This is a genomic window from Shimwellia pseudoproteus (assembly GCF_016415625.1).
GTDB classification, from domain to species: domain Bacteria; phylum Pseudomonadota; class Gammaproteobacteria; order Enterobacterales; family Enterobacteriaceae; genus Shimwellia; species Shimwellia pseudoproteus.
In genome coordinates, this window is the sequence record NZ_WBXP01000023.1 from 41,055 (window position 1) to 58,862 (window position 17,808).

Genomic DNA, 17,808 nt, shown 5'->3' on the forward strand with positions numbered 1-17,808 from the left:
CGGACGACCGGCCATCCTGGCCGGTCAGCACTCAGGCGCGCCTGGGGAATGGCGCCACTTTATTCCCCATCCCGGGCTTTGCTACCCCGGGCTCCAGGCCGCGAAGATCGGCGATAAACCGCTTCTGCCAGTGATCAATATCGTTCTTGAGCAGTACTTCCATAGCCTCACTGTGGCGGGCAATACGCTCCGCCAGCGGCATCTTTAACGCTTTATGCATCGCCAGCGCCATCTCATCGCGATCATAGGGATTCACCAGGAGCGCGGAGCCCAGCTCCTGGGCCGCCCCGGCAAAACGCGACAGGATCAATACCCCCGGGTTAGCCGGGTCCTGTGCCGCCAGATACTCTTTTGCCACCAGGTTCATCCCGTCCCGCAGCGGGGTCACCAGGCCGACATCCGCATAACGGAAGACTTTCATCAGCAACTTACGATCAAAGTGCTGGTTGAGATAATAGAGCGGTGTCCAGCCCAATTGCCCGTACTTACCGTTAATCCGCCCGGCCTCGGTTTCCAGTTGATGGCGGATATCCTGGTACGCCTGGACATCCCCCCGGGAGGTGGGGGCTATCTGGGTATAACGGATCTGCCCGTGATGTTCCGGGTATTTCTCCAGCAGGGATTCAAAGGCGGCAAAACGCTCCGGTAACCCTTTTGAGTAATCCAGCCGCTCCACCGAGAAAATATTCTTCACCCGGGCAAGCTCAGCTTTCAGTTGCGCCAGTTTCGCCGGTAGCGGGCCGGCGGCCTGGCGGGCAATCTCCCCGGGGGAGATGCCTATCGGGTACACGGCGGTGCGAAACGTCTTCCCGTAGGCCTGATGGCTACCGGCTGCCGGGCTATACAGGGTAGTCTGGCCATTGAGGGTATCAAGGAAAGACTGACGATCCCCCTCAGTCTGAAAGCCCAGCAGATCATAATCACACAGTTGATCGAGCAGCGTGGCAAAGGGCGGCAGCGCGGTAAAAATATCCGGCGCCGGGAAAGGAATATGCAAGAAAAAACCAATGCGGTTTTGCACCCCGCGTTTGCGGAGTTCACTGGCAAAAGGCAGCAGATGATAGTCGTGGATCCACAGGATATCATCCGGTTCCAGCAGCGGCAGCAGCTGTTCCGCCAGGCGGGCATTAACCCGGGAATACCCCTCCCAGGATTGGCGATCGTACTTCACCAGATCCAGCCGGTAGTGGAAGGCAGGCCACAGTACCGCATTAGAAAACTCACAGTAATACTGCTGGTAGTCTTGCTCACTCAACTGAAAAGAGGCCCAGTGGATATTCCCCCGGTGGGTGGTTTTCAGCGGGGCATCAGGATCGCCGATATCCCCGCTCCAGCCGAACCACAGCCCGCCTGCGGCCTTCAGGGCACCGAGCACCCCCACCGTCAGGCCACCGGCGCCGGTTTTTTTATCATCCGGTATAGAGATGCGATTAGAGACTACCACTAAACGGCTCATAGCCCACCCCCTTTACGGTCACGCCCGTTGACGCCTTTTCCAGCCGGGTAACGACCCTGGCCAGCCATAAATACACCGCCGTCACGCTATTTAGCCGGTAATGTGCAAGCGTATCTCCCTCCCCCACTTTAATGCTGATCCCGCCCCGCTGGTTCACCACCTCAAAGGCACTTTCGTCGGTAATATCATCGCCAATAAACAGCGGGCGGCGCCCCTTAAAGGGCGGCTCCGTTAAAAACTGAGCCAGCGCATGGCCTTTGGACACCCCGGCCGGGCGGATCTCCACCACGCATTTGCCAGGCTGTAACGCCAGTTCAGGGTGAGGCTGTGCAATGGCCGCAGTAGCCTGATACACCGCCGGGCCAGCCTGCTCGGCCCCCCGGTAATGCACCGCAAATGCCATCCCTTTTTCTTCAAGAAAGGTACCGGGGAAACGCAGGCACAGCGCCTGTAATTGCGCCCTGAGCTGCACCATCAGGGGGGGTGGGAGGGTCACTGTCGATAACTGACCATTGATATCACGGCGTTCAGCACCATGCACCCCGCCAAGGGCAAAACACAATGGTGCGGTGAGCGTATCCAGCTCCGCCAGGGAGCGCCCTGAAATCAATGCCACGGCCCCTTCACTGATAATTTGCAGCCGCGCCAGTAATCGGCGGCGTTCCGTCAGCAGTGCGACCTGGTCGGGAAGCGGCTGTAGCTCCGCGAGGGTACCATCAAAATCAAAAAAAAAGCCGTATGGTTCGGATATCAGGGGTGGAACAGAGAGTACATCGGCCACCTTGTCGTCCTCCTGTGATTAATGCCCGGTACAATGCGGGAATATTGTCCGGTGTGCGCTGCCTGGCAGCGGCCAGGCAATACAATGGTGATAATCAAATAGTTACCAATACTTATCATTAGCCTAAAAAGCATAATCCCCAAAAAGTATAGTCCCTGAGCCCCACACCGCCATACCAGGCGGCAGCCTGCGGGCCGGATCGGCGGTTTTTTTATGCCAGAATGCTCTGAAAAACCGCTGATCACCGGGAGATTATTGATAAGAATTGACACAGTTTTTGGTGGGGAAATGCACAGCGCCGGTGCTGAAGACCGGCGCTGTATGGGGAGATGTGGATGTGCAGTAAAGCCGATTACAGCGTACGTTTCGCCTTTTGTTTGTAACGGTCGAAAATCACCGCCGCCAGCAGAATCAAACCGCGCACCACATACTGAGAGAACGGCGAGATATTCAACAGATTCATCGCATTCTCGACAGTACCGAGGATCAAGATCCCCGCCACCACATAAGAGATCTTACCGATCCCGCCTTTCAGGGAGACGCCCCCCAGCACACAGGCTGAGATAACAATCAGCTCATAGCCGATAGAGGTCATCGGCTGGCCGCTGGTCATGCGCGAAGCGAGGATAATCCCCGCCACCGCCGACACCAGGCCGGACAGGACAAAGATAATGATTTTGGTACGCACCACCGGGACACCCGCCAGCCTGGCCGCCTCTTCGTTACCGCCAATCGCCAGCGTATTGCGCCCGAAGGTGGTTTTATTGAGTAAGAAGCCAAAAATAGCCAGACAAATCACCGTCAGCCAGATAGGTGCCGGGAGCCCCAGCCAGTTGGCGTAACCCAGTTCGAAGAAGCGCTCATCCTCAATGCCCACCGCTTTCCCGTCAGAGATGATATACGCCAGGCCGCGGACAATTTGCATGGTGGCAAGGGTGGTGATCAGCGCATTGATTTTCAACCGGGCAATCACAAAGCCGTTTACCAGGCCGCTCAGTACCCCGATCATCAGGCCGGCAAACACACCGATCCACAGGCTTTCGGAGAGGTTAATGACCACCGCCGTGGTCACCCCGGCACAGGCGATAACCGAGGCCACCGACAAATCAAAATCCCCGGAGGCCAGGCAAAACAGCATCCCGCAGGCCACCATGCCGGACATTGAAATGGCCAGCCCCAGCCCTTTGATATTAATAAAAGAGGCAAAATTCGGTACGAAGATAGCGCATGCCAGAAACAGCACGGCAAAGACCACCAGCATGCCGTACTGATCCCAGATACGGCCGAGATTTAACCGCGATGGTGTCGCACCCGATGTGGTTAATGAAGACATAGCATTACTCCTGTTTGTACAGCGTATCAGGCCACAGCCTGGCGGTTGTCTGGTGTGTCATGGGATTGGCTGGTCATGGCCGGCATTGCGAGGCGTAGCGCCTGTTGCTCAGTCGCCTGTTCGTGGAGCAGCTCTCCGGCAATCTCCCCTTCCCGCATCACCAGAATACGGTCGGCAACGCCCAGCACTTCCGGCAGATCGCTGGAGGCAAACAACACCGCCACCCCGCGTTCGGCCAGGGCATAGATAACGTGGTAAATTTCGTGTTTCGCCCCGACATCAATACCGCGGGTCGGCTCGTCCAGCAGGATGATGTTCATCTCTTCCGACAGCCAGCGGCCAAGTATCGCCTTCTGCTGGTTACCGCCGGATAAGTTCATGATCAGTTGCTCTGCCCCAGGGGTTTTGATATTCAGCGCCTGAATATGGTGGTCGGCATTTTTCGCCTCCCAGCCGGGATTGATCAGGCACCAGGCGCGCAGAAATCGCCGCCGGGCGCTGATGTTGATATTGTCGCGCACCGAGTGGACGGCAATTATCCCGTCTGCTTTACGATCTTCCGGGCACAGCATCATCCCGGCGGCAATGGCATCTGCCGGTTTACGGATCGTGACCGGTTTACCGTCAATCGACACCTGGCCTGCGGTGATCCGGGTGCCGCCAAACAGCCCTTTCATCAGTTCGCTGCGCCCCGCCCCCACCAGACCAAATAACCCGACAATCTCACCCCGGCGTACCGTCAGGGAAACCGGCGCCCGGACCCCGGGTGCTTTGACATTATCCAGCCGCAGGCACTCTTCCCCGTGGGGACGGGGTTGCCAGCCATAAATATCACCCAGATCGCGGCCCACCATCGCCTGGACCAGGCTATCGTGATTGACCTGTGCCATATCAGTGAAAGTGCACACGTAGCGCCCGTCTTTAAACACGGTGATGGCATCACTCAGGGCGAAGATCTCTTCCATGCGGTGGGAGACGTACAAAATAACCCGCCCTTCTGCCCGCAGCTCCCGGATCACCCGAAACAGGTTGTCGATTTCCCGGGCCGACAGCGAACTGGTCGGTTCATCAAAGGCAATCACTTTGGCATTGCGCGCCAGTGCCTTAGCGATCTCAACCATTTGCCACTGGCCGATGGAGAGGTATTTAAGTGGGGTCTGGGGGTCAATATCCAGCCCGAGGTGTTTTAGCTGTAATCCGGCTTCATAATTAAGCAGGCTGTTATTCACTATCCCGCCTTTATGGGGCAACTGGCCCAGCCAGATATTTTCCGCCACGGTCATTTCCGGCACCAGATGCAGCTCCTGGTAAATAATGGCGACCCCGGCATCCAGCGCTGCGGCGGTATCTTTGAAGTGCATGGGCTGGCCGTTGATCGCCAGCGATCCGCTGGTTGGGGCATAGTTGCCGCTGAGGATCTTCAGCAGGGTCGACTTCCCCGCCCCGTTTTCCCCCATCAGCGCATGGATCTGGCCAGCATGGCAGTCAAAACTAATGTCCTGTAACGCTTTTACCCCGGGAAACGTCTTCCCGATGGCGTGGAAAGAGAGATATGGCGTTTGCGGCATCATAATGCCTCCTGAAGTGAGAGGTACGGCGGGCCCCAGGCCCGCCCGCGACAGGCGGTATTACTTACCGCCCAGCCCTTTCTTCGCCAGCTCTTGTTTGAAGTTATCCCGGGTGATCAGCACCACGTCGGTCACTTCGGTAAACGTCGGCGGTGCCGCGTCTTTGGTCACCCAGTTGTAGAGCATTTCACTGGATTTATAGCCGTGAACATCCGGGCTGGGCAGCAGGGAGCCGTAAAACCCGGTGGCTGAGGATTTAGACAGCTCGTTCACCGCATCCACCCCGTTAATGCCGATACCGATAACATTCGCGGCTTTAAAACCCTGACCCTCGGTGGCCCGTACCCCGCCGAGCACGGTGTTGTCGTTCATGCCGACAATCAGCCACTGTTTCACTTCCGGGTGCTGTACCAGCATAGAATTCGCCGCATCAAAGGCGCCGGGGATGTCATTCGATTTGGTGGGAACCTGATAGATCTGTTTTTCCGGGAAACCCGCTGCTTTCAGGGCGTCAAGTGAGCCGCTGGTGCGGCGGCGCGCGGTGTCCAGCTCATTGGCAGTAATCGCCATCACGGCAGTGGTGCCAACATCCCAGCCGCGTTTCTGCATCTCTTTATACAGTTCCTGGCCCTGACGCTCGCCAATTTTTGTCGCCGCCATCATCACCAGCGGGACCGTGTCCATCGGCTTGCCTTTGGCGTTGACGAACTGGTCATCCACGGCAATCACTTTCATATCATAACTGCGGGCCTTGGCCACAATGGCCGCCCCCAGCTTCGGGTCCGGGGTACAAATCACGAAACCTTTGGCGCCACTGGCGGCCAGGCTATCAATGGCATTCAGGGTCTTTTCCCCATCGGGCACCGCAATTTTGATAACCTCGAAACCCAGATCTTTGCCGGCTTTATCGGCGAAGGCCCACTCAGTCTGGAACCAGGGTTCTTCCGGCTGTTTCACCAGAAAACCCAGTTTTACATTATCGGCCATAGCGGAATGTGACATAACCGCAGCAAGACCAATGGCGACAAACGCTTTAGTGAATTTGTGCATGATTAACTCCAGGCTGAACAGGGTAATGTGTGAAGTAAAAACCAGGGTTTTAGGCGTTATAGTTAATAAAACAATAAATTAGTGCGGCTGCATCGCGGCACTCGCTAAAACTGCAATAGTTGTAGCGAGAAATTAATTCTCCATAGGAGAGCAAAATCACACCGCAGAATTACAGTGGTTACGTACATATATTTAGCGGTTTACCCCATAAAAACGGGCGTAATCATCATACGATTGAGTCAGGCCTGACAGAATTGTCCATATGTTCAGCACGGCGGTGCGGGTGGCAGCGGCGGGCGCCATGAAGGGATTAACGGCGATGGCGAGAGGCATTATCGCCCCGGCGCCCCGCGGATCATTAATAACGCCACGTATTTAATTATTATTTCTTATCTATCCGGCCACCAAACCACGGGTATAAACCGGAAAAAATTGATCCAGAACAATTATTGAATTGCGCAAATCATTATTCCGCACGCATTTACTGTTCTGCCTCTAATATATTCACATCGCAACGACTTAAATAACGTCAACAATCGCAGAAAAACAAATTAACACTTATTTTTAGAAAATAAATTCAGCGTATAAAACAAGCATTTGGCGCGCCAACGCGCCATAAACCACCAAAACAAAACAGAAAAAATAACCTTCATATTCAATATATTAATCAACTATACGCCATTTTATTCCATTATTCAGGTTAGTTGTAAATATCCGTAAAACGCGCGTTATGGATATTTTCCTATTTTATCAGAAAAGGTATTATGTACCGGCACTGGCGCCATTATGTGATGTAGCGCATGCGTTGCTAAACGGGTTGCAGTGTTCTTTATTATCATTCTTATCCCACACCGCATTATATATTTCATGATGAAAGAGCTATAGCGGTAAGCAGTGAATCGGTACCATCAAAAAAGGATATTTTATGGCAGTTTTCGGAATGGTTGAACAACTCAACGCGCAAATGAACCGCGTCTTCTACTCGTCAAATCTCTATTTACAACTCAGCAGCTGGTGCAGTGAGCACAGCCTTAATGGCACCGCCCATTTTCTGCGTCGCCAGGCACAGGGTGATGTCACCCAGATGATGTTACTGTTTGATTATATGAAAAAATCAGGCGCTAACCCGGTGGTAGGCGAAATTCACGTGCCCGGCAATCCCTGTGATTCACTGGAAACGCTGTTTGCGAAAGCCCTTGACGATCATCAGGCGCGCAGCGCGGCACTGGAGCAGTTATTTTCGGAAGCGGAAGCGCTGAATGACACCACTACCCTGCACTTTCTGCAGGACATTGGCACCAGCCTGCACCAGAGCGGCCGGTTACTGAAAGCACTGTCCGACGAAGCCCGGCAAGCGCGCAACGCGGGGATGTGCATGGCGCAAACTGATAAACACCTTGCCGGTCTGTTGCACTAATACGCAATCTGTGGGGCGCGCACATCGCATCGGCTTATCGCAATAACCGGGTCACGATTTCCCTTTCAGACCCGGTTTAGTTGTGGCCATTTCCCGCCCGCGGTGCGGGTCGGCTAGCCGGGTTTAATGGGACGTTTCCTGGGGGGTAAACTTCAGCTCAATCAGGGCAATGGCTTTTTGTACTGCCCGGCGGGTAACCGGATCCGCCGCCGCCGGATTGCTGGCAAAATCAATACTCTTCAGCTGCTGAGCCATTTTCTCCCGGACTTCTACCGGGGCAATTACATCAATCACATCAAGGATCTGTTTGATAACCAGCTGGCAGGCTACCACATCGGAAACCAGTTCTTGATCCGCAGACAACATATCTGACATTGTCACTTACTCCTGTAAATATCAAAGCGGCCATACTACATGGCCGGTCAGTAAAACGGTACTGTTGGGCGGTTACTCGTCGTGGCGGATCCAGCGGATAAGCCCGTTACGCAGCGCCGTGGCAACCGGCCCCGGGGCGCCGCTACCAATGACGCAGCCGTCCAGCTCCACCACCGACATGATTAATGCCGTGGTTGAACTGATAAAGACCTCTTTCGCCCGCCGCGCCTCTTCAGGCGTAAACACCCGTTCGCTGAGATGCAGATTATTGTGCGCAATCAACTCAAGCAGCAGGCGGCGCGTGGTGCCGGGTAAAATACCGCTACCCAGCGGGCGCGTGATCACGGTATCGTCCTGGGTGACAATAAAGACGTTGGACGATGTCCCCTCAGTGATCATGCCATTTTCAACCAGTAACGCATCATCAGCCCCCTGGCGCCGGGCCTCAGTCAGGGCCATGCTGGCCGCCAGTAAAGAGACGGTTTTCAGATCGCGCCGCTGCCAGCGGACATCCGGGCGCGTGATCATCCGCAAGCCCTCCCGGGCTTTAGGGGTATCCACCAGGGCTTTTTGCTGGGTAAACATCACCAGCGTAGGGGGAACGGCCGTGTCGGCATACGAAAAATCACGATCACCGGCATTACCCCGGGAGAGCTGTAAATAGACGACACCTTCCCGTAGCTGGTTCTTTGCCACCAGGGTGTGGTGCATCTCACGCAGTTCATCTTCAGACCAGGGACAGTCCAGCTCAAGCCCGGCACAAGAGCGCCGTAAACGGTGCAGGTGATCCTCAAGATCCCAGAGTTTACCGTCAATCACCGCAGTCACTTCATAGACCGCATCCCCAAACAGAAACCCCCGGTCAAACACTGAAACCGTGGCCTGCTGTTCATCCATATAGTGTCCATTGACATAAACTATCCGCGCCATCATGTGCCTCTCTTCATGGATTCAATACAGTATCGTATTCAAACCATAACCCAGTTAGCGGGCCTCATCCATGCGGTGGGTTAATTGGCGGGCATAAAAAAACCTGCCAGCGGCAGGTTTCAGAACATATTACTCGGGGGCACATCTTTGAACGTCTTACAGTAGTTTTCAAACATGCTTTTGAGGATGTTACGCAGTCTCTGCTTCATGAGCACTCCGTTATGCGGCTTATACTGCCGCTGGTTATGCAGGTGATATTTATCGTTGCCCAATAATATGACATCAATCACAAAAATCAACATAAATGAGACATAAGTCACAACATTAAAATAACCAAAAATTCACCCACTCAACTATTCCCTTGTGCCGCAAAACGTTTACTGCAAAGCTGGATACTTCAAAACACCATTTTACTTCTGGTAATTACCGTGTCCGACTCTCATGTTGTGCCGGCAAACCGCGGGCTCTCGCCAACGGCGTTGCTGGTCGCCGGTGCCTTTTTTATGGAATTCCTCGACGGTACTGTTATCGCCACGGCGCTGCCACAAATGGCAGAGAGCTTTGGCGTCCGGCCGGTGGATCTGAATATTGGTATCAGCGCCTATTTGCTGACCCTCGCGGTGCTTATCCCGGCCAGCGGCTGGATAGCAGACCGCTTCGGCGCCCGCAACATCTTCACCCTCGCGCTGGGTATTTTTACTTTATCGTCAGTGTTCTGCGGGCTGGCCGAAAGTGTTGAGATGTTCGTGGCAATGCGCATTATCCAGGGCATTGGCGGGGCGCTTATGGTACCGGTGGGCCGCCTTGCGGTGTTGCGTACCACCCCGAAGGACCAGTTGATTAAAGCGATCGCCACCCTCACCTGGCCTGCCCTGGTGGCGCCGATTATCGGCCCGCCGCTGGGCGGGTTTATCACCCAGTTTGCCAACTGGCGCTGGATCTTTTTTATCAACGTCCCGCTCGGCCTGGTGGCAATGGCCCTCGCCTGGCGTATTGTGCGTAATCTCAAAGCCGATGAGCGTCGGCCGTTTGATAGCGCCGGTTTTCTGGCGATGGCGCTGGCAATGGTGGGCCTGGTGATTGGCATGGAGATGCTGGCGGCAACCGCGTCACACGGCTGGCAAACCGCCACAGCCCTGGTTACCGGCCTGTTAGCCCTGGCCTGGACGCTGCGCCACTTTCGCCACGCCCCTCACCCGATGATCCGCCTGGACGCCATGGCCGTGCCAACCTTTGCGGTGACCATGTACGGCGGATCGCTGTTTCGCTGCGCCATCAGCGCGGTTCCTTTCCTGCTGCCGCTACTATTCCAGGTGGGGTTCGGTATGGATGCCTTCCACGCCGGATCGCTGGTGCTGGCAGTGTTTGCCGGTAACCTGGCCATGAAGCCCGCCACCACCTGGCTTATCCGCCGGCTGGGGTTTAAACCGCTGCTGCTGCTTAACGGTGGCCTGAATGTTATTGCACTGCTGGCCTGCGCGCTGCTGACACCGCATACCGCGACCTGGCTCACGCTGGGGATCCTGTTCCTCGGCGGGATGTTCCGCTCGATGCAGTTTACCGCCATCAGCACCCTGGCCTTTGCCGATGTCCCTGCGTCCTCAATGAGTTATGCCAATACGCTGTTCAGTACCGCCACCCAACTGGCGGTAGGCCTCGGGATCACCCTCGGGGCCATTGGGGTGCGCCTGGGGGAGATGGCTGCCCACTGGCCCCTGCTGGCGGGGATCCCGGGGATCAGCTTCCGGCTGGCCTTTGTGGTGGTGGCCCTGGTTTGCCTGCTGGGCATGGTGGATACCCTGCGGCTGCCAGCCAGGGCGGGCAGCACAGTATCAGGAAAAGGTTAGCGGTTATACACCACAAAGGGGATCTGGTGGCCTATGCTATCATACAAACCGCGGGCGGCCTGGTTATCTTCCCGGGTCAGCCAGTAGACCCGATCGCACTGGCGCTTGTCCGCCAGTTGCCCGGCATAGCTAAACAGCGCGCGGGCGATCCCTTGCCCCCGGGCAGCCTGGTCCACCAGCAGATCCTCCACATAACAGTAACCGTGCAGGCTCCAGGTTGAGGGGTGAAACACCAGATTCATCAGCCCCAGGAGCTGGCCGTCATCACCGGCGGCCACCAGGCCCAGCATCTCATTGCCGACACATAACCGCTCAAACACCGTGCGGGTAACCCCCGCCGGTAGCTCACGCTGATAAAAATCGAGATATTGTTGCCACAGAGGCTGCCAGAGGGCGAAATCGGCTGAGGTAACGGGTCTGATATTCATGTGCGGCTCCACGCGCAAATAAAGAAAACAGAAAGACTGCCACAGGTTGTGTTAAATGGTAAACATAAAAAAGGCCCGTCATACACGGGCCGTAAATCGGGATAATTGGCTGATAACTATGCCAGTATCTGGCGCACAAACGCCACAATCTCTTGATCCTGGCCGTTTTCAAACAGGCACTGCTGGAAGCGCTCGCCGGACACCGCCGTTTTCACCAGTTGCGGATCGATAGCCCGCAAGGTATCCAGATAGTTATCTTTCACCACGGCCGCTTTTACCTGGTTGAGAATGCCTGCGTTGCGCACCTGGGGTTCTTTGCGCTCCGGGGGGTAACCTTCCCCGTTGCGGCCGGTGAAGGCTTTTTCAAAAATAAAGCGCACGTTCAGTTCTGCCCCCCAGCCGAAGCCTTTGGCAAACGGCAGCGACAGCGCGTTACCGTTATTGATCTGGGCAAACAGGAAAGCATCCGCCGGGTCGATACAATAGCCGCACACCACACCTGGGTGAATATTCAGGGACATCAGCGCCCCCTGGCCAGTACCACAACCGGTAACCACGAAATCAACCGCTTTGGCGTTCAGCAAAATACTCGCCATAATACCGAGATGGATATACGTCAGGTGGTGGTCTTGCTCATCGCACATCCCCACGTTGTAGACCGGGTAGCCTTTCTCCTCAACAACTGAGAGCAACTGCTGGTGGATGATTGCGTTTTTCGCTGCCTGACTATTTTCCATCATCAGTGCAATTTTCATTCTCTGTTCTCCTGGGCCAATACCATTGATTACCACGATAGGTGGACGCATTCCCCTACCATACGCTGGCGTAAAACACGATTGCAAACTCACTTTCAAATTTAATGAAATTTTGTTTTAAAATACAGTATGCATTCACAGTTTTTGCCCTGGGGCTGGCGACACCCGGGGCGCTCCGACGCGGCATTTTCTTCCTTCATTATATGTAAATAATATATTACACCACTTGTAAAGCCGGTTTGACGAACTCCGGTTTTTGCCTTAATCTGCGACACAATTTGATACAGAGCAGCGCCACAGGCAGAGGAAATAGTGAGAAATCGCGTATTAGGCAGTGTATTCATCGTGGCTGGTACCACCATCGGTGCAGGTATGCTGGCGATGCCGCTGGCGGCAGCGGGGATCGGGTTTGGTGTCACGCTGCTATTGCTGGTGGGCCTGTGGGCGTTAATGAGCTATACCGCACTGCTGCTGGTGGAAGTGTACCAACACGCTCCGGCGGACATGGGGCTGAGCAGCCTGGCGTTGCGTTATCTTGGCCGCCCGGGCCAGTGGATCGCCGGTTGCAGTATGCTGTTTTTAATGTACGCACTCACCGCCGCCTATATCAGCGGGGCCGGTGAACTGCTGGCTTCCAGCCTGAGCCAGTGGCTGGATACCGCCATTACCCCGACAACCGGAGTGCTGCTGTTTACGGTGATTGCCGGAGGCGTGGTATGCGCAGGCACGGCGATGGTGGATCTATTTAACCGCTTCCTGTTCAGCGCCAAAGTTATCTTCCTGGTCATTATGCTGGCGCTGCTGCTGCCCCATATCCACAAAGCGAATCTGCTGACCATGCCACTGGCCCAGGGGCTTACCCTGTCGGCGATCCCGGTTATTTTTACCTCTTTTGGGTTCCACGGTAGCGTGCCGAGTATTGTCAGCTACCTCAATGGCAACCAGCGCAAGCTGCGGCTGGTCTTTATTGTCGGCAGCGCCATTCCGCTGATGGCCTATATCCTGTGGCAACTGACAACGCTGGGCGCCATCAGCAGCACCAGTTTCATGGGGATTATGGCCAGTCATAGCGGCCTGAATGGGCTGTTACAGGCGATTCGTGAAGTGGTCGCCACCCCGCACGTGGAGCTGGCGGTGCATTTGTTTGCCGATCTGGCGCTGGCGACCTCATTTCTCGGGGTCTCGCTGGGGCTGTTTGATTATCTGGCGGATCTGTTCCAGCGCAATAACCGGTTCTCAGGACGGTTGCAGACTGGGCTTATCACGTTCCTGCCGCCGCTGGCGTTCGCGCTGTTTTATCCGGAAGGGTTTGTTATTGCCCTGGGGTATGCCGGGGTCGCACTGGCGGTGCTGGCCCTGATCTTGCCTGCGCTACTGGTATGGCAAAGCCGCAAACAGTATCCGTCAGCGGAGTACCGGGTGCTGGGCGGGAAACCGGCGCTGTGCCTGATCCTGCTGTGTGGTGTCGCCGTGATTGCGATTCAGGCGGCCATTGCCCTGAAATGCTTACCGGCAGTGGGCTGATTCACCACCCGGCAGCGACGCTGCCGGGCGCATAAATAGCAGGAACTGCCCGGTGGCAGTTCCTAATAGGGATCAGTGGGTTTTACGCCACCACTGGTAGATACTCAGCGCCGCCGGGCGAATGGCATCGATACTGTCTAAAAATTCATCGCCACTCAGCGTATCCAGACGATCGAAACTTTCTTCCTCACCGTGCAGCGCAATGGCGTTAAGCGCAGGCTGTAACGACTCTGGCAGCGGCAGCCAACGGGCCAGCGCCACACCGCGCATATAGCCAAAACACCACTCTTCCACAATGGTCACTTCCAGACCGTCCACTTCGCGGAAGCCAAACATCGGTTCAAATTGATCCTGGGCATCGTGCAAACGCAGCGCGATGTCATCCATATGCTGGAAGACCAGGCTACTGAAACGTTTCTGCTGGTCGGGCGTGTTCCACTGAGGTACCTGAGCCTCCCCTCCCCACATTGCCGGGATCCAGCGTTCAGGCGGGATAACAACCGGGCCAGACAGAATGGCGGTTAAAAAGCCGTCCAGCTCTGATACATCCAGTACCGAGCCTTCATTGCCGTACTCCATCAGGACATCGTCCAGCCATTCAAGTTCTGCAGCGTCTAATGGGCCCTGGCTCATGGTAATACCTCTCCGTTTGATAAAATAAAAAACCGGCTCTGGACCGCATCCCCTGGCAGTACGCCAGAGATAAGGAGCCGGCTACCGGCATAGCGTAGCGGAACTGCAGACCCCTGACCATTAAATGCGCGCCAGCGGCGGGCTTTATTTCCCGCCGTCCCAGTAATGGGCCGGTTTACAGTCAGTTTGCGGAGATATTCTGCTCAATCCACAGGGCCAGGCGGCCATCTTGCTGCCACAGGGCAAGTTGGCCGGCTAGCGCATCATAGAGCGGGCTGTTATGGGGCACACAAATCGCCTGGCGAATATCGGTAAAGCTGTCCGGCAATACCCGGTAACGGCCGTCCCGGGCGGCATACTGTTCCAGCACCTGGCGAATACCGGCCACCATATCCCCCTCGCCGGCCAGAAATTTATCAATTGCCTGTTGTGAGGAGCCAAACCGCTGAAGCCCTGCCTGGCGCAGGTGGCGGCTAAGGAAGAGATCATAAGCTGCCCCCAGGCCAACATTAATGCGGTTTCCGGCGCTATCCATTTGGCTAACCCGGGTGATATCAGAGCCCACCGGCACCATCAGGGTGCCCTCGATAATCAAATAGGGATCGGTGTAACGCAATACCGCGGCGCGCAGCGGATCAATGGCGAGAAAGGCAATATCCCAGCGCCCGGCCACCGCATCATCCACAACCTTACCTGCCGTGTCGTAACAGATAAAGTCGGCGCGACAATGCAATGATGCCGCCAGTTGCTCCGCCAGGATCCGGGTAATGCCGGTGAGGGTACCATCCGGTTGCTGCTGCGCCAGCACCGGATTACCGAGGTTAATAGCAAAACGCAGTGAGGTAACCGGTGAGGTATTGTCCAGTGCCATTCGCTTCTCCTGTTTGACATCACGCCTGGCAACGTGCCGGCCATCAAACTATAGGGCAGGAACGGGAAAAGGCCACGGTGCGAATAGCCCCCAGGCCATTCATCATCCACCGCCAGCCGAAATAAACCCCTGGGCGGTCATCGCCGGGTGGTTACTGTCATAAATCCAGGCCACCAGTGGGTGCCCGGCCTTGGCCGCGTTATAGTCCACGCAGATAACGCTATCGCTCAGCAGCTGTGGGGTACCGTGCAGGGTGTAATGCCCGATAACCACCGGGACATCCGGGGGGGTACCCGCGGGCTGCGCCAGGGGGAGATCGGGGATATTGTTGACCATGGCTGGCTGGACCTGCGCCGCCTGGCGATAAGTGACCGCATCCTGGCACCACCAGCGGGCCCGGATATTGCGCCGCTCAGTACCGGTTTTATCAACAAAGCTGTACCCGGCCGGCAGGCGGATCTCCGGCCCTTTGAGGACCCGCTCCAGCAGGTGAAATAACGCATGGTGTTTATCAAAGGCATGGGCCCAGTAGGCGGGTTTCAGGCGGTTGTGGTGATCCAGCCAGGGCCGCAGGCTCTCAATGGCATTCGCATCCCAGCAGGCATGTACCGCCCGGATATCACCAAAATCCATAAACAGCGGGAGCGTTCTAAACCAGTCAATCCATCCCATGTGTTCCGGGCTCCCCTCGGCCAGTTGCTGGAGAAACGCCTGATGCTGGCGCCGGTTATGTTCGCTGTGCGCCCGTAACGGCTGGCCGGTTTCCGGGTGGCGCATTGCCCAGCCTACCGCGTTAAATTCATGGTTTCCCATCAGGCAGATCCCCTGCCCGCTATCAACCAACTGTTTTACTTGCGCCAGCACCGCCAGATGGTTAATGGCTTCCCCGGGGTGGTTATCGATCAGGTCGCCAATAAAAATCAGCGTGCTGTTATCCATCAGCCGCCGGGTGTGCAATTCAGCCAGCAACGCAGCCAGCTTGTCGTGCTGCCCGTGAATATCACCGATAAATATTTTACGTGGCGCCGCCACGCCTGAATACGCCATCCACATTCCCCTTAATACGGGTTACACCAGAAAGATCCCGGCCCGGGCAACTGGTCATCACAGGGTTATTATCATCCGTATTTTGCCACAGCGTAAAGAACGCCCCTCACGATATTCGCCGCGTGATGTTTGCCAGGCCGGAACAGCGGCCACGACAATTTCGCACGTTTGGTGCCGGTTTATCCTGCGCTGGCGGGGCTACGGCAACGTATTAGCCTTGATAAGGACATTGGCTCACCGGATAATGTCCGCTTCAGGAAAAGGAGGGCAAAGCGCGCTATTTCCGCCGCCCGTCAATAACACAGAAGGAGTTGTATTATGGCATTCAGATTAAAAGGACATTCCGCACCCGAAGGGAAGATGTTCACCCGTCACGAGGCGCCGCAGGCGCCCACTTTCCGGCAGCGGCTCGCTGAATTTAAGCGGCTGATGCTCGGTGTTGCGGTGGTGCTACTGGTGATGCGGATTATTGATTCCCTTGCCTGATGCCGGTGCCGGTTAACCCGGCACGGTTATTATACCGCCCGCAAGTTGTGGTAATGGATACCTCCCGGCCCCGTGTTTATAACGATCTATTTATTAATATTCTCCCCTAGCCGTTCTGTCGCGTGGTGACAAGTGGCGCGTTATTCACCAATCCTGCTTTAAGCACTGATTTCGCGAAGGCCAGACGGCGTTCATGAATACTGGCCGTTTGCCGGGCAGTCATAACACCCGGCTCTGATGTAAAGGCCTGCCATTGTTCCACATTTTCATCCATCGCCACCCGCTCGCCGGTCAGGTAATTACGCGTTTCGGTTTCCAGGGCAAATAAACCCGCGGTACCCGCAAGGCCGGCTATTTTTGTCGCCGTGCCCTTTTGTTTAAAACTGAAGATGGCGCCACCAACCAGTGTCGCCGCCCCGACAACATTGCCGGCCACCGTAAGCAGTGACAGCGATTTATTGCATTTATCACCAAAATAAATCATCCGGTAACGGAAATACCCGCCCCAGGGCTCCCTTCCACCCAGCGCATAATGCATAAACCACGCCCGGGAATCGTGCAGCTGGTCGTCAAACAGCGCCCGGACCAGCCCGGCAGGGGTATCTGCATTTGTGGCCTCCCCCGGTGGCGGAAACAGAATACCGACCCGTTTCTCACCCTGGGATTTCATCCGGGCATATTCCCGGGGTTCATCGTCCGTATTAATCAGGAAGATGGCATGCTTCGGGATAACATCCAGCACCAGCTGTACCGTGCTGTTAATCCGCCGGAACTGCCCGCGGTAATCCTCGCCAAATTCCTGTGCCGCCTCGGCAAGCTGGTGCTTCGCGATATCCGGGTCAAAATCCTTCACCCCGGGCTCCAGCACCAGGTCATTTATTTTATCCGCCGGCTGCCGTGCGATGGCCTGCCTGCGCCGGTGCTCTATGGCCCCCTGTTTCAGCTCCCGTTTAACTTTTGCGGCTTCCAGTGCGGCGGGGGTATCGTCACTGTGCGTTGCATCGCGGTAAAAACGCGTCGTCAGCAGTGTTTTATGGGCATAGCGGTTAATTCGCCACGCCGTGAGCCAGGCCATCTGGTTTTCAACGGCCTGCTCCAGGCAGACGGGGGCCCGGGGAGGATGATAATCAGCCGCCTGCTCGCTGGTTATGTCTTTATCTGCCGGGGGAAGATTTAAGGTTACTTCGCGCCAGGCATTAAAGCGGTTGATTAGGGAAGGTGCGAACAAGTTCCTGATATGAGATCATCATATTCATCCGGAGCGCATCCCAGAGGGACATCATGAGCCATCAACTCACCTTCGCCGA

General features: G+C 55.8%; 18 protein-coding genes. 4 read left to right on the forward strand and 14 right to left on the reverse strand.

Annotated features, from left to right (window positions below; all coding sequences use genetic code 11):
* Positions 1–31: 31 nt before the first annotated feature.
* From otsA to F9C28_RS11785, 5 genes are all read right to left on the reverse strand, one after another.
* Entirely contained in the window at positions 32–1,456 is a 1,425-nt protein-coding gene (otsA, locus tag F9C28_RS11765; protein WP_199015531.1) for an alpha,alpha-trehalose-phosphate synthase, read from the reverse strand.
* Entirely contained in the window at positions 1,431–2,237 is an 807-nt protein-coding gene (otsB, locus tag F9C28_RS11770; RefSeq protein WP_199015532.1) for a trehalose-phosphatase, read from the reverse strand. The genes otsA and otsB overlap by 26 nt, the downstream gene beginning before the upstream one ends.
* Positions 2,238–2,589: 352 nt before the next feature.
* Positions 2,590–3,570 carry an L-arabinose ABC transporter permease AraH gene (araH, locus tag F9C28_RS11775; protein WP_199015533.1) on the reverse strand — a complete coding sequence of 327 codons (981 nt, stop codon included), beginning with the start codon at positions 3,568–3,570 and terminating at the stop codon, positions 2,590–2,592.
* A gap of 26 nt (positions 3,571–3,596) precedes the next feature.
* The gene (gene araG / locus F9C28_RS11780) at positions 3,597–5,141 is read right to left on the reverse strand and encodes an L-arabinose ABC transporter ATP-binding protein AraG (protein WP_199015534.1); all 1,545 of its coding nucleotides are present in this window, start codon (positions 5,139–5,141) and stop codon (positions 3,597–3,599) included.
* Between the two features lie 57 nt (positions 5,142–5,198).
* A complete protein-coding gene (locus F9C28_RS11785; RefSeq protein WP_199015535.1) occupies positions 5,199–6,188 on the reverse strand; it encodes an arabinose ABC transporter substrate-binding protein in 990 nt (329 codons plus the stop codon).
* A 925-nt stretch (positions 6,189–7,113) separates the two neighbouring features.
* Here F9C28_RS11785 and F9C28_RS11790 point away from each other — a divergent pair.
* Positions 7,114–7,605, forward strand: a complete 492-nt coding sequence (locus F9C28_RS11790; protein WP_199015536.1) for a non-heme ferritin-like protein — start codon at positions 7,114–7,116, stop codon at positions 7,603–7,605.
* Between the two features lie 123 nt (positions 7,606–7,728).
* Here the strand turns inward: F9C28_RS11790 and F9C28_RS11795 are convergent, their stop codons facing one another.
* From F9C28_RS11795 to azuC, 3 genes are all read right to left on the reverse strand, one after another.
* Positions 7,729–7,980 carry a DUF2766 family protein gene (locus F9C28_RS11795; RefSeq protein ID WP_199015538.1) on the reverse strand — a complete coding sequence of 84 codons (252 nt, stop codon included), beginning with the start codon at positions 7,978–7,980 and terminating at the stop codon, positions 7,729–7,731.
* A gap of 72 nt (positions 7,981–8,052) precedes the next feature.
* On the reverse strand, positions 8,053–8,910 hold the full coding sequence (locus F9C28_RS11800; RefSeq protein ID WP_199015556.1) for a D-amino-acid transaminase: 858 nt from the start codon (positions 8,908–8,910) through the stop codon (positions 8,053–8,055).
* 119 nt (positions 8,911–9,029) lie between these two features.
* Positions 9,030–9,119 carry a stress response protein AzuC gene (gene azuC / locus F9C28_RS11805; RefSeq protein ID WP_199015539.1) on the reverse strand — a complete coding sequence of 30 codons (90 nt, stop codon included), beginning with the start codon at positions 9,117–9,119 and terminating at the stop codon, positions 9,030–9,032.
* Positions 9,120–9,338: 219 nt separating this feature from the next.
* Between azuC and F9C28_RS11810 the strand changes: the two genes are divergently transcribed.
* On the forward strand, positions 9,339–10,757 hold the full coding sequence (locus F9C28_RS11810; protein ID WP_332909415.1) for an MFS transporter: 1,419 nt from the start codon (positions 9,339–9,341) through the stop codon (positions 10,755–10,757).
* On the opposite strand, the gene F9C28_RS11815 is transcribed toward F9C28_RS11810, so the two are convergent.
* The gene (locus F9C28_RS11815) at positions 10,754–11,185 is read right to left on the reverse strand and encodes a GNAT family N-acetyltransferase (protein ID WP_199015540.1); all 432 of its coding nucleotides are present in this window, start codon (positions 11,183–11,185) and stop codon (positions 10,754–10,756) included. The genes F9C28_RS11810 and F9C28_RS11815 overlap by 4 nt on opposite strands.
* A 116-nt stretch (positions 11,186–11,301) precedes the next feature.
* Entirely contained in the window at positions 11,302–11,940 is a 639-nt protein-coding gene (locus F9C28_RS11820; protein WP_199015541.1) for an RpiB/LacA/LacB family sugar-phosphate isomerase, read from the reverse strand.
* A 312-nt stretch (positions 11,941–12,252) separates the two neighbouring features.
* On the opposite strand from F9C28_RS11820, the gene tyrP reads away from it, so the two are divergent.
* Positions 12,253–13,464, forward strand: coding sequence for a tyrosine transporter TyrP (tyrP, locus tag F9C28_RS11825; protein WP_199015542.1), 1,212 nt, complete (start codon positions 12,253–12,255; stop codon positions 13,462–13,464).
* Positions 13,465–13,536: 72 nt separating this feature from the next.
* Here tyrP and F9C28_RS11830 read toward each other — a convergent pair whose 3' ends face one another.
* From F9C28_RS11830 to F9C28_RS11840, 3 genes are all read right to left on the reverse strand, one after another.
* On the reverse strand, positions 13,537–14,097 hold the full coding sequence (locus F9C28_RS11830; protein ID WP_199015543.1) for a UPF0149 family protein: 561 nt from the start codon (positions 14,095–14,097) through the stop codon (positions 13,537–13,539).
* Between the two features lie 181 nt (positions 14,098–14,278).
* Positions 14,279–14,968, reverse strand: coding sequence for a transporter substrate-binding domain-containing protein (locus F9C28_RS11835; protein WP_199015544.1), 690 nt, complete (start codon positions 14,966–14,968; stop codon positions 14,279–14,281).
* A 102-nt stretch (positions 14,969–15,070) separates the two neighbouring features.
* Complete coding sequence (locus F9C28_RS11840; protein WP_199015546.1) at positions 15,071–16,015, reverse strand: metallophosphoesterase; 945 nt, start codon at positions 16,013–16,015, stop codon at positions 15,071–15,073.
* Positions 16,016–16,333: 318 nt separating this feature from the next.
* Here F9C28_RS11840 and F9C28_RS11845 point away from each other — a divergent pair, with 318 nt between their 5' ends.
* Positions 16,334–16,501, forward strand: coding sequence for a hypothetical protein (locus tag F9C28_RS11845; RefSeq protein ID WP_199015548.1), 168 nt, complete (start codon positions 16,334–16,336; stop codon positions 16,499–16,501).
* Between the two features lie 106 nt (positions 16,502–16,607).
* Here F9C28_RS11845 and F9C28_RS11850 read toward each other — a convergent pair whose 3' ends face one another.
* A complete protein-coding gene (locus F9C28_RS11850; RefSeq protein WP_199015550.1) occupies positions 16,608–17,729 on the reverse strand; it encodes a T6SS phospholipase effector Tle1-like catalytic domain-containing protein in 1,122 nt (373 codons plus the stop codon).
* Positions 17,730–17,808: the final 79 nt, after the last annotated feature.

Coding starts and splice junctions, on each gene's coding strand:
- otsA (WP_199015531.1), bottom strand. CDS start 1,456: ATGAGCCGTTTAGTGGTAGTCTCTAATCGCATCTCTATACCGGATGAT.
- F9C28_RS11795 (WP_199015538.1), bottom strand. CDS start 7,980: ATGTCAGATATGTTGTCTGCGGATCAAGAACTGGTTTCCGATGTGGTA.
- F9C28_RS11835 (WP_199015544.1), bottom strand. CDS start 14,968: ATGGCACTGGACAATACCTCACCGGTTACCTCACTGCGTTTTGCTATT.
- F9C28_RS11800 (WP_199015556.1), bottom strand. CDS start 8,910: ATGGCGCGGATAGTTTATGTCAATGGACACTATATGGATGAACAGCAG.
- F9C28_RS11785 (WP_199015535.1), bottom strand. CDS start 6,188: ATGCACAAATTCACTAAAGCGTTTGTCGCCATTGGTCTTGCTGCGGTT.
- F9C28_RS11830 (WP_199015543.1), bottom strand. CDS start 14,097: ATGAGCCAGGGCCCATTAGACGCTGCAGAACTTGAATGGCTGGACGAT.
- araG (WP_199015534.1), bottom strand. CDS start 5,141: ATGATGCCGCAAACGCCATATCTCTCTTTCCACGCCATCGGGAAGACG.
- F9C28_RS11790 (WP_199015536.1), top strand. CDS start 7,114: ATGGCAGTTTTCGGAATGGTTGAACAACTCAACGCGCAAATGAACCGC.
- F9C28_RS11815 (WP_199015540.1), bottom strand. CDS start 11,185: ATGAATATCAGACCCGTTACCTCAGCCGATTTCGCCCTCTGGCAGCCT.
- F9C28_RS11845 (WP_199015548.1), top strand. CDS start 16,334: ATGGCATTCAGATTAAAAGGACATTCCGCACCCGAAGGGAAGATGTTC.
- F9C28_RS11820 (WP_199015541.1), bottom strand. CDS start 11,940: ATGAAAATTGCACTGATGATGGAAAATAGTCAGGCAGCGAAAAACGCA.
- araH (WP_199015533.1), bottom strand. CDS start 3,570: ATGTCTTCATTAACCACATCGGGTGCGACACCATCGCGGTTAAATCTC.
- azuC (WP_199015539.1), bottom strand. CDS start 9,119: ATGAAGCAGAGACTGCGTAACATCCTCAAAAGCATGTTTGAAAACTAC.
- F9C28_RS11840 (WP_199015546.1), bottom strand. CDS start 16,015: ATGGCGTATTCAGGCGTGGCGGCGCCACGTAAAATATTTATCGGTGAT.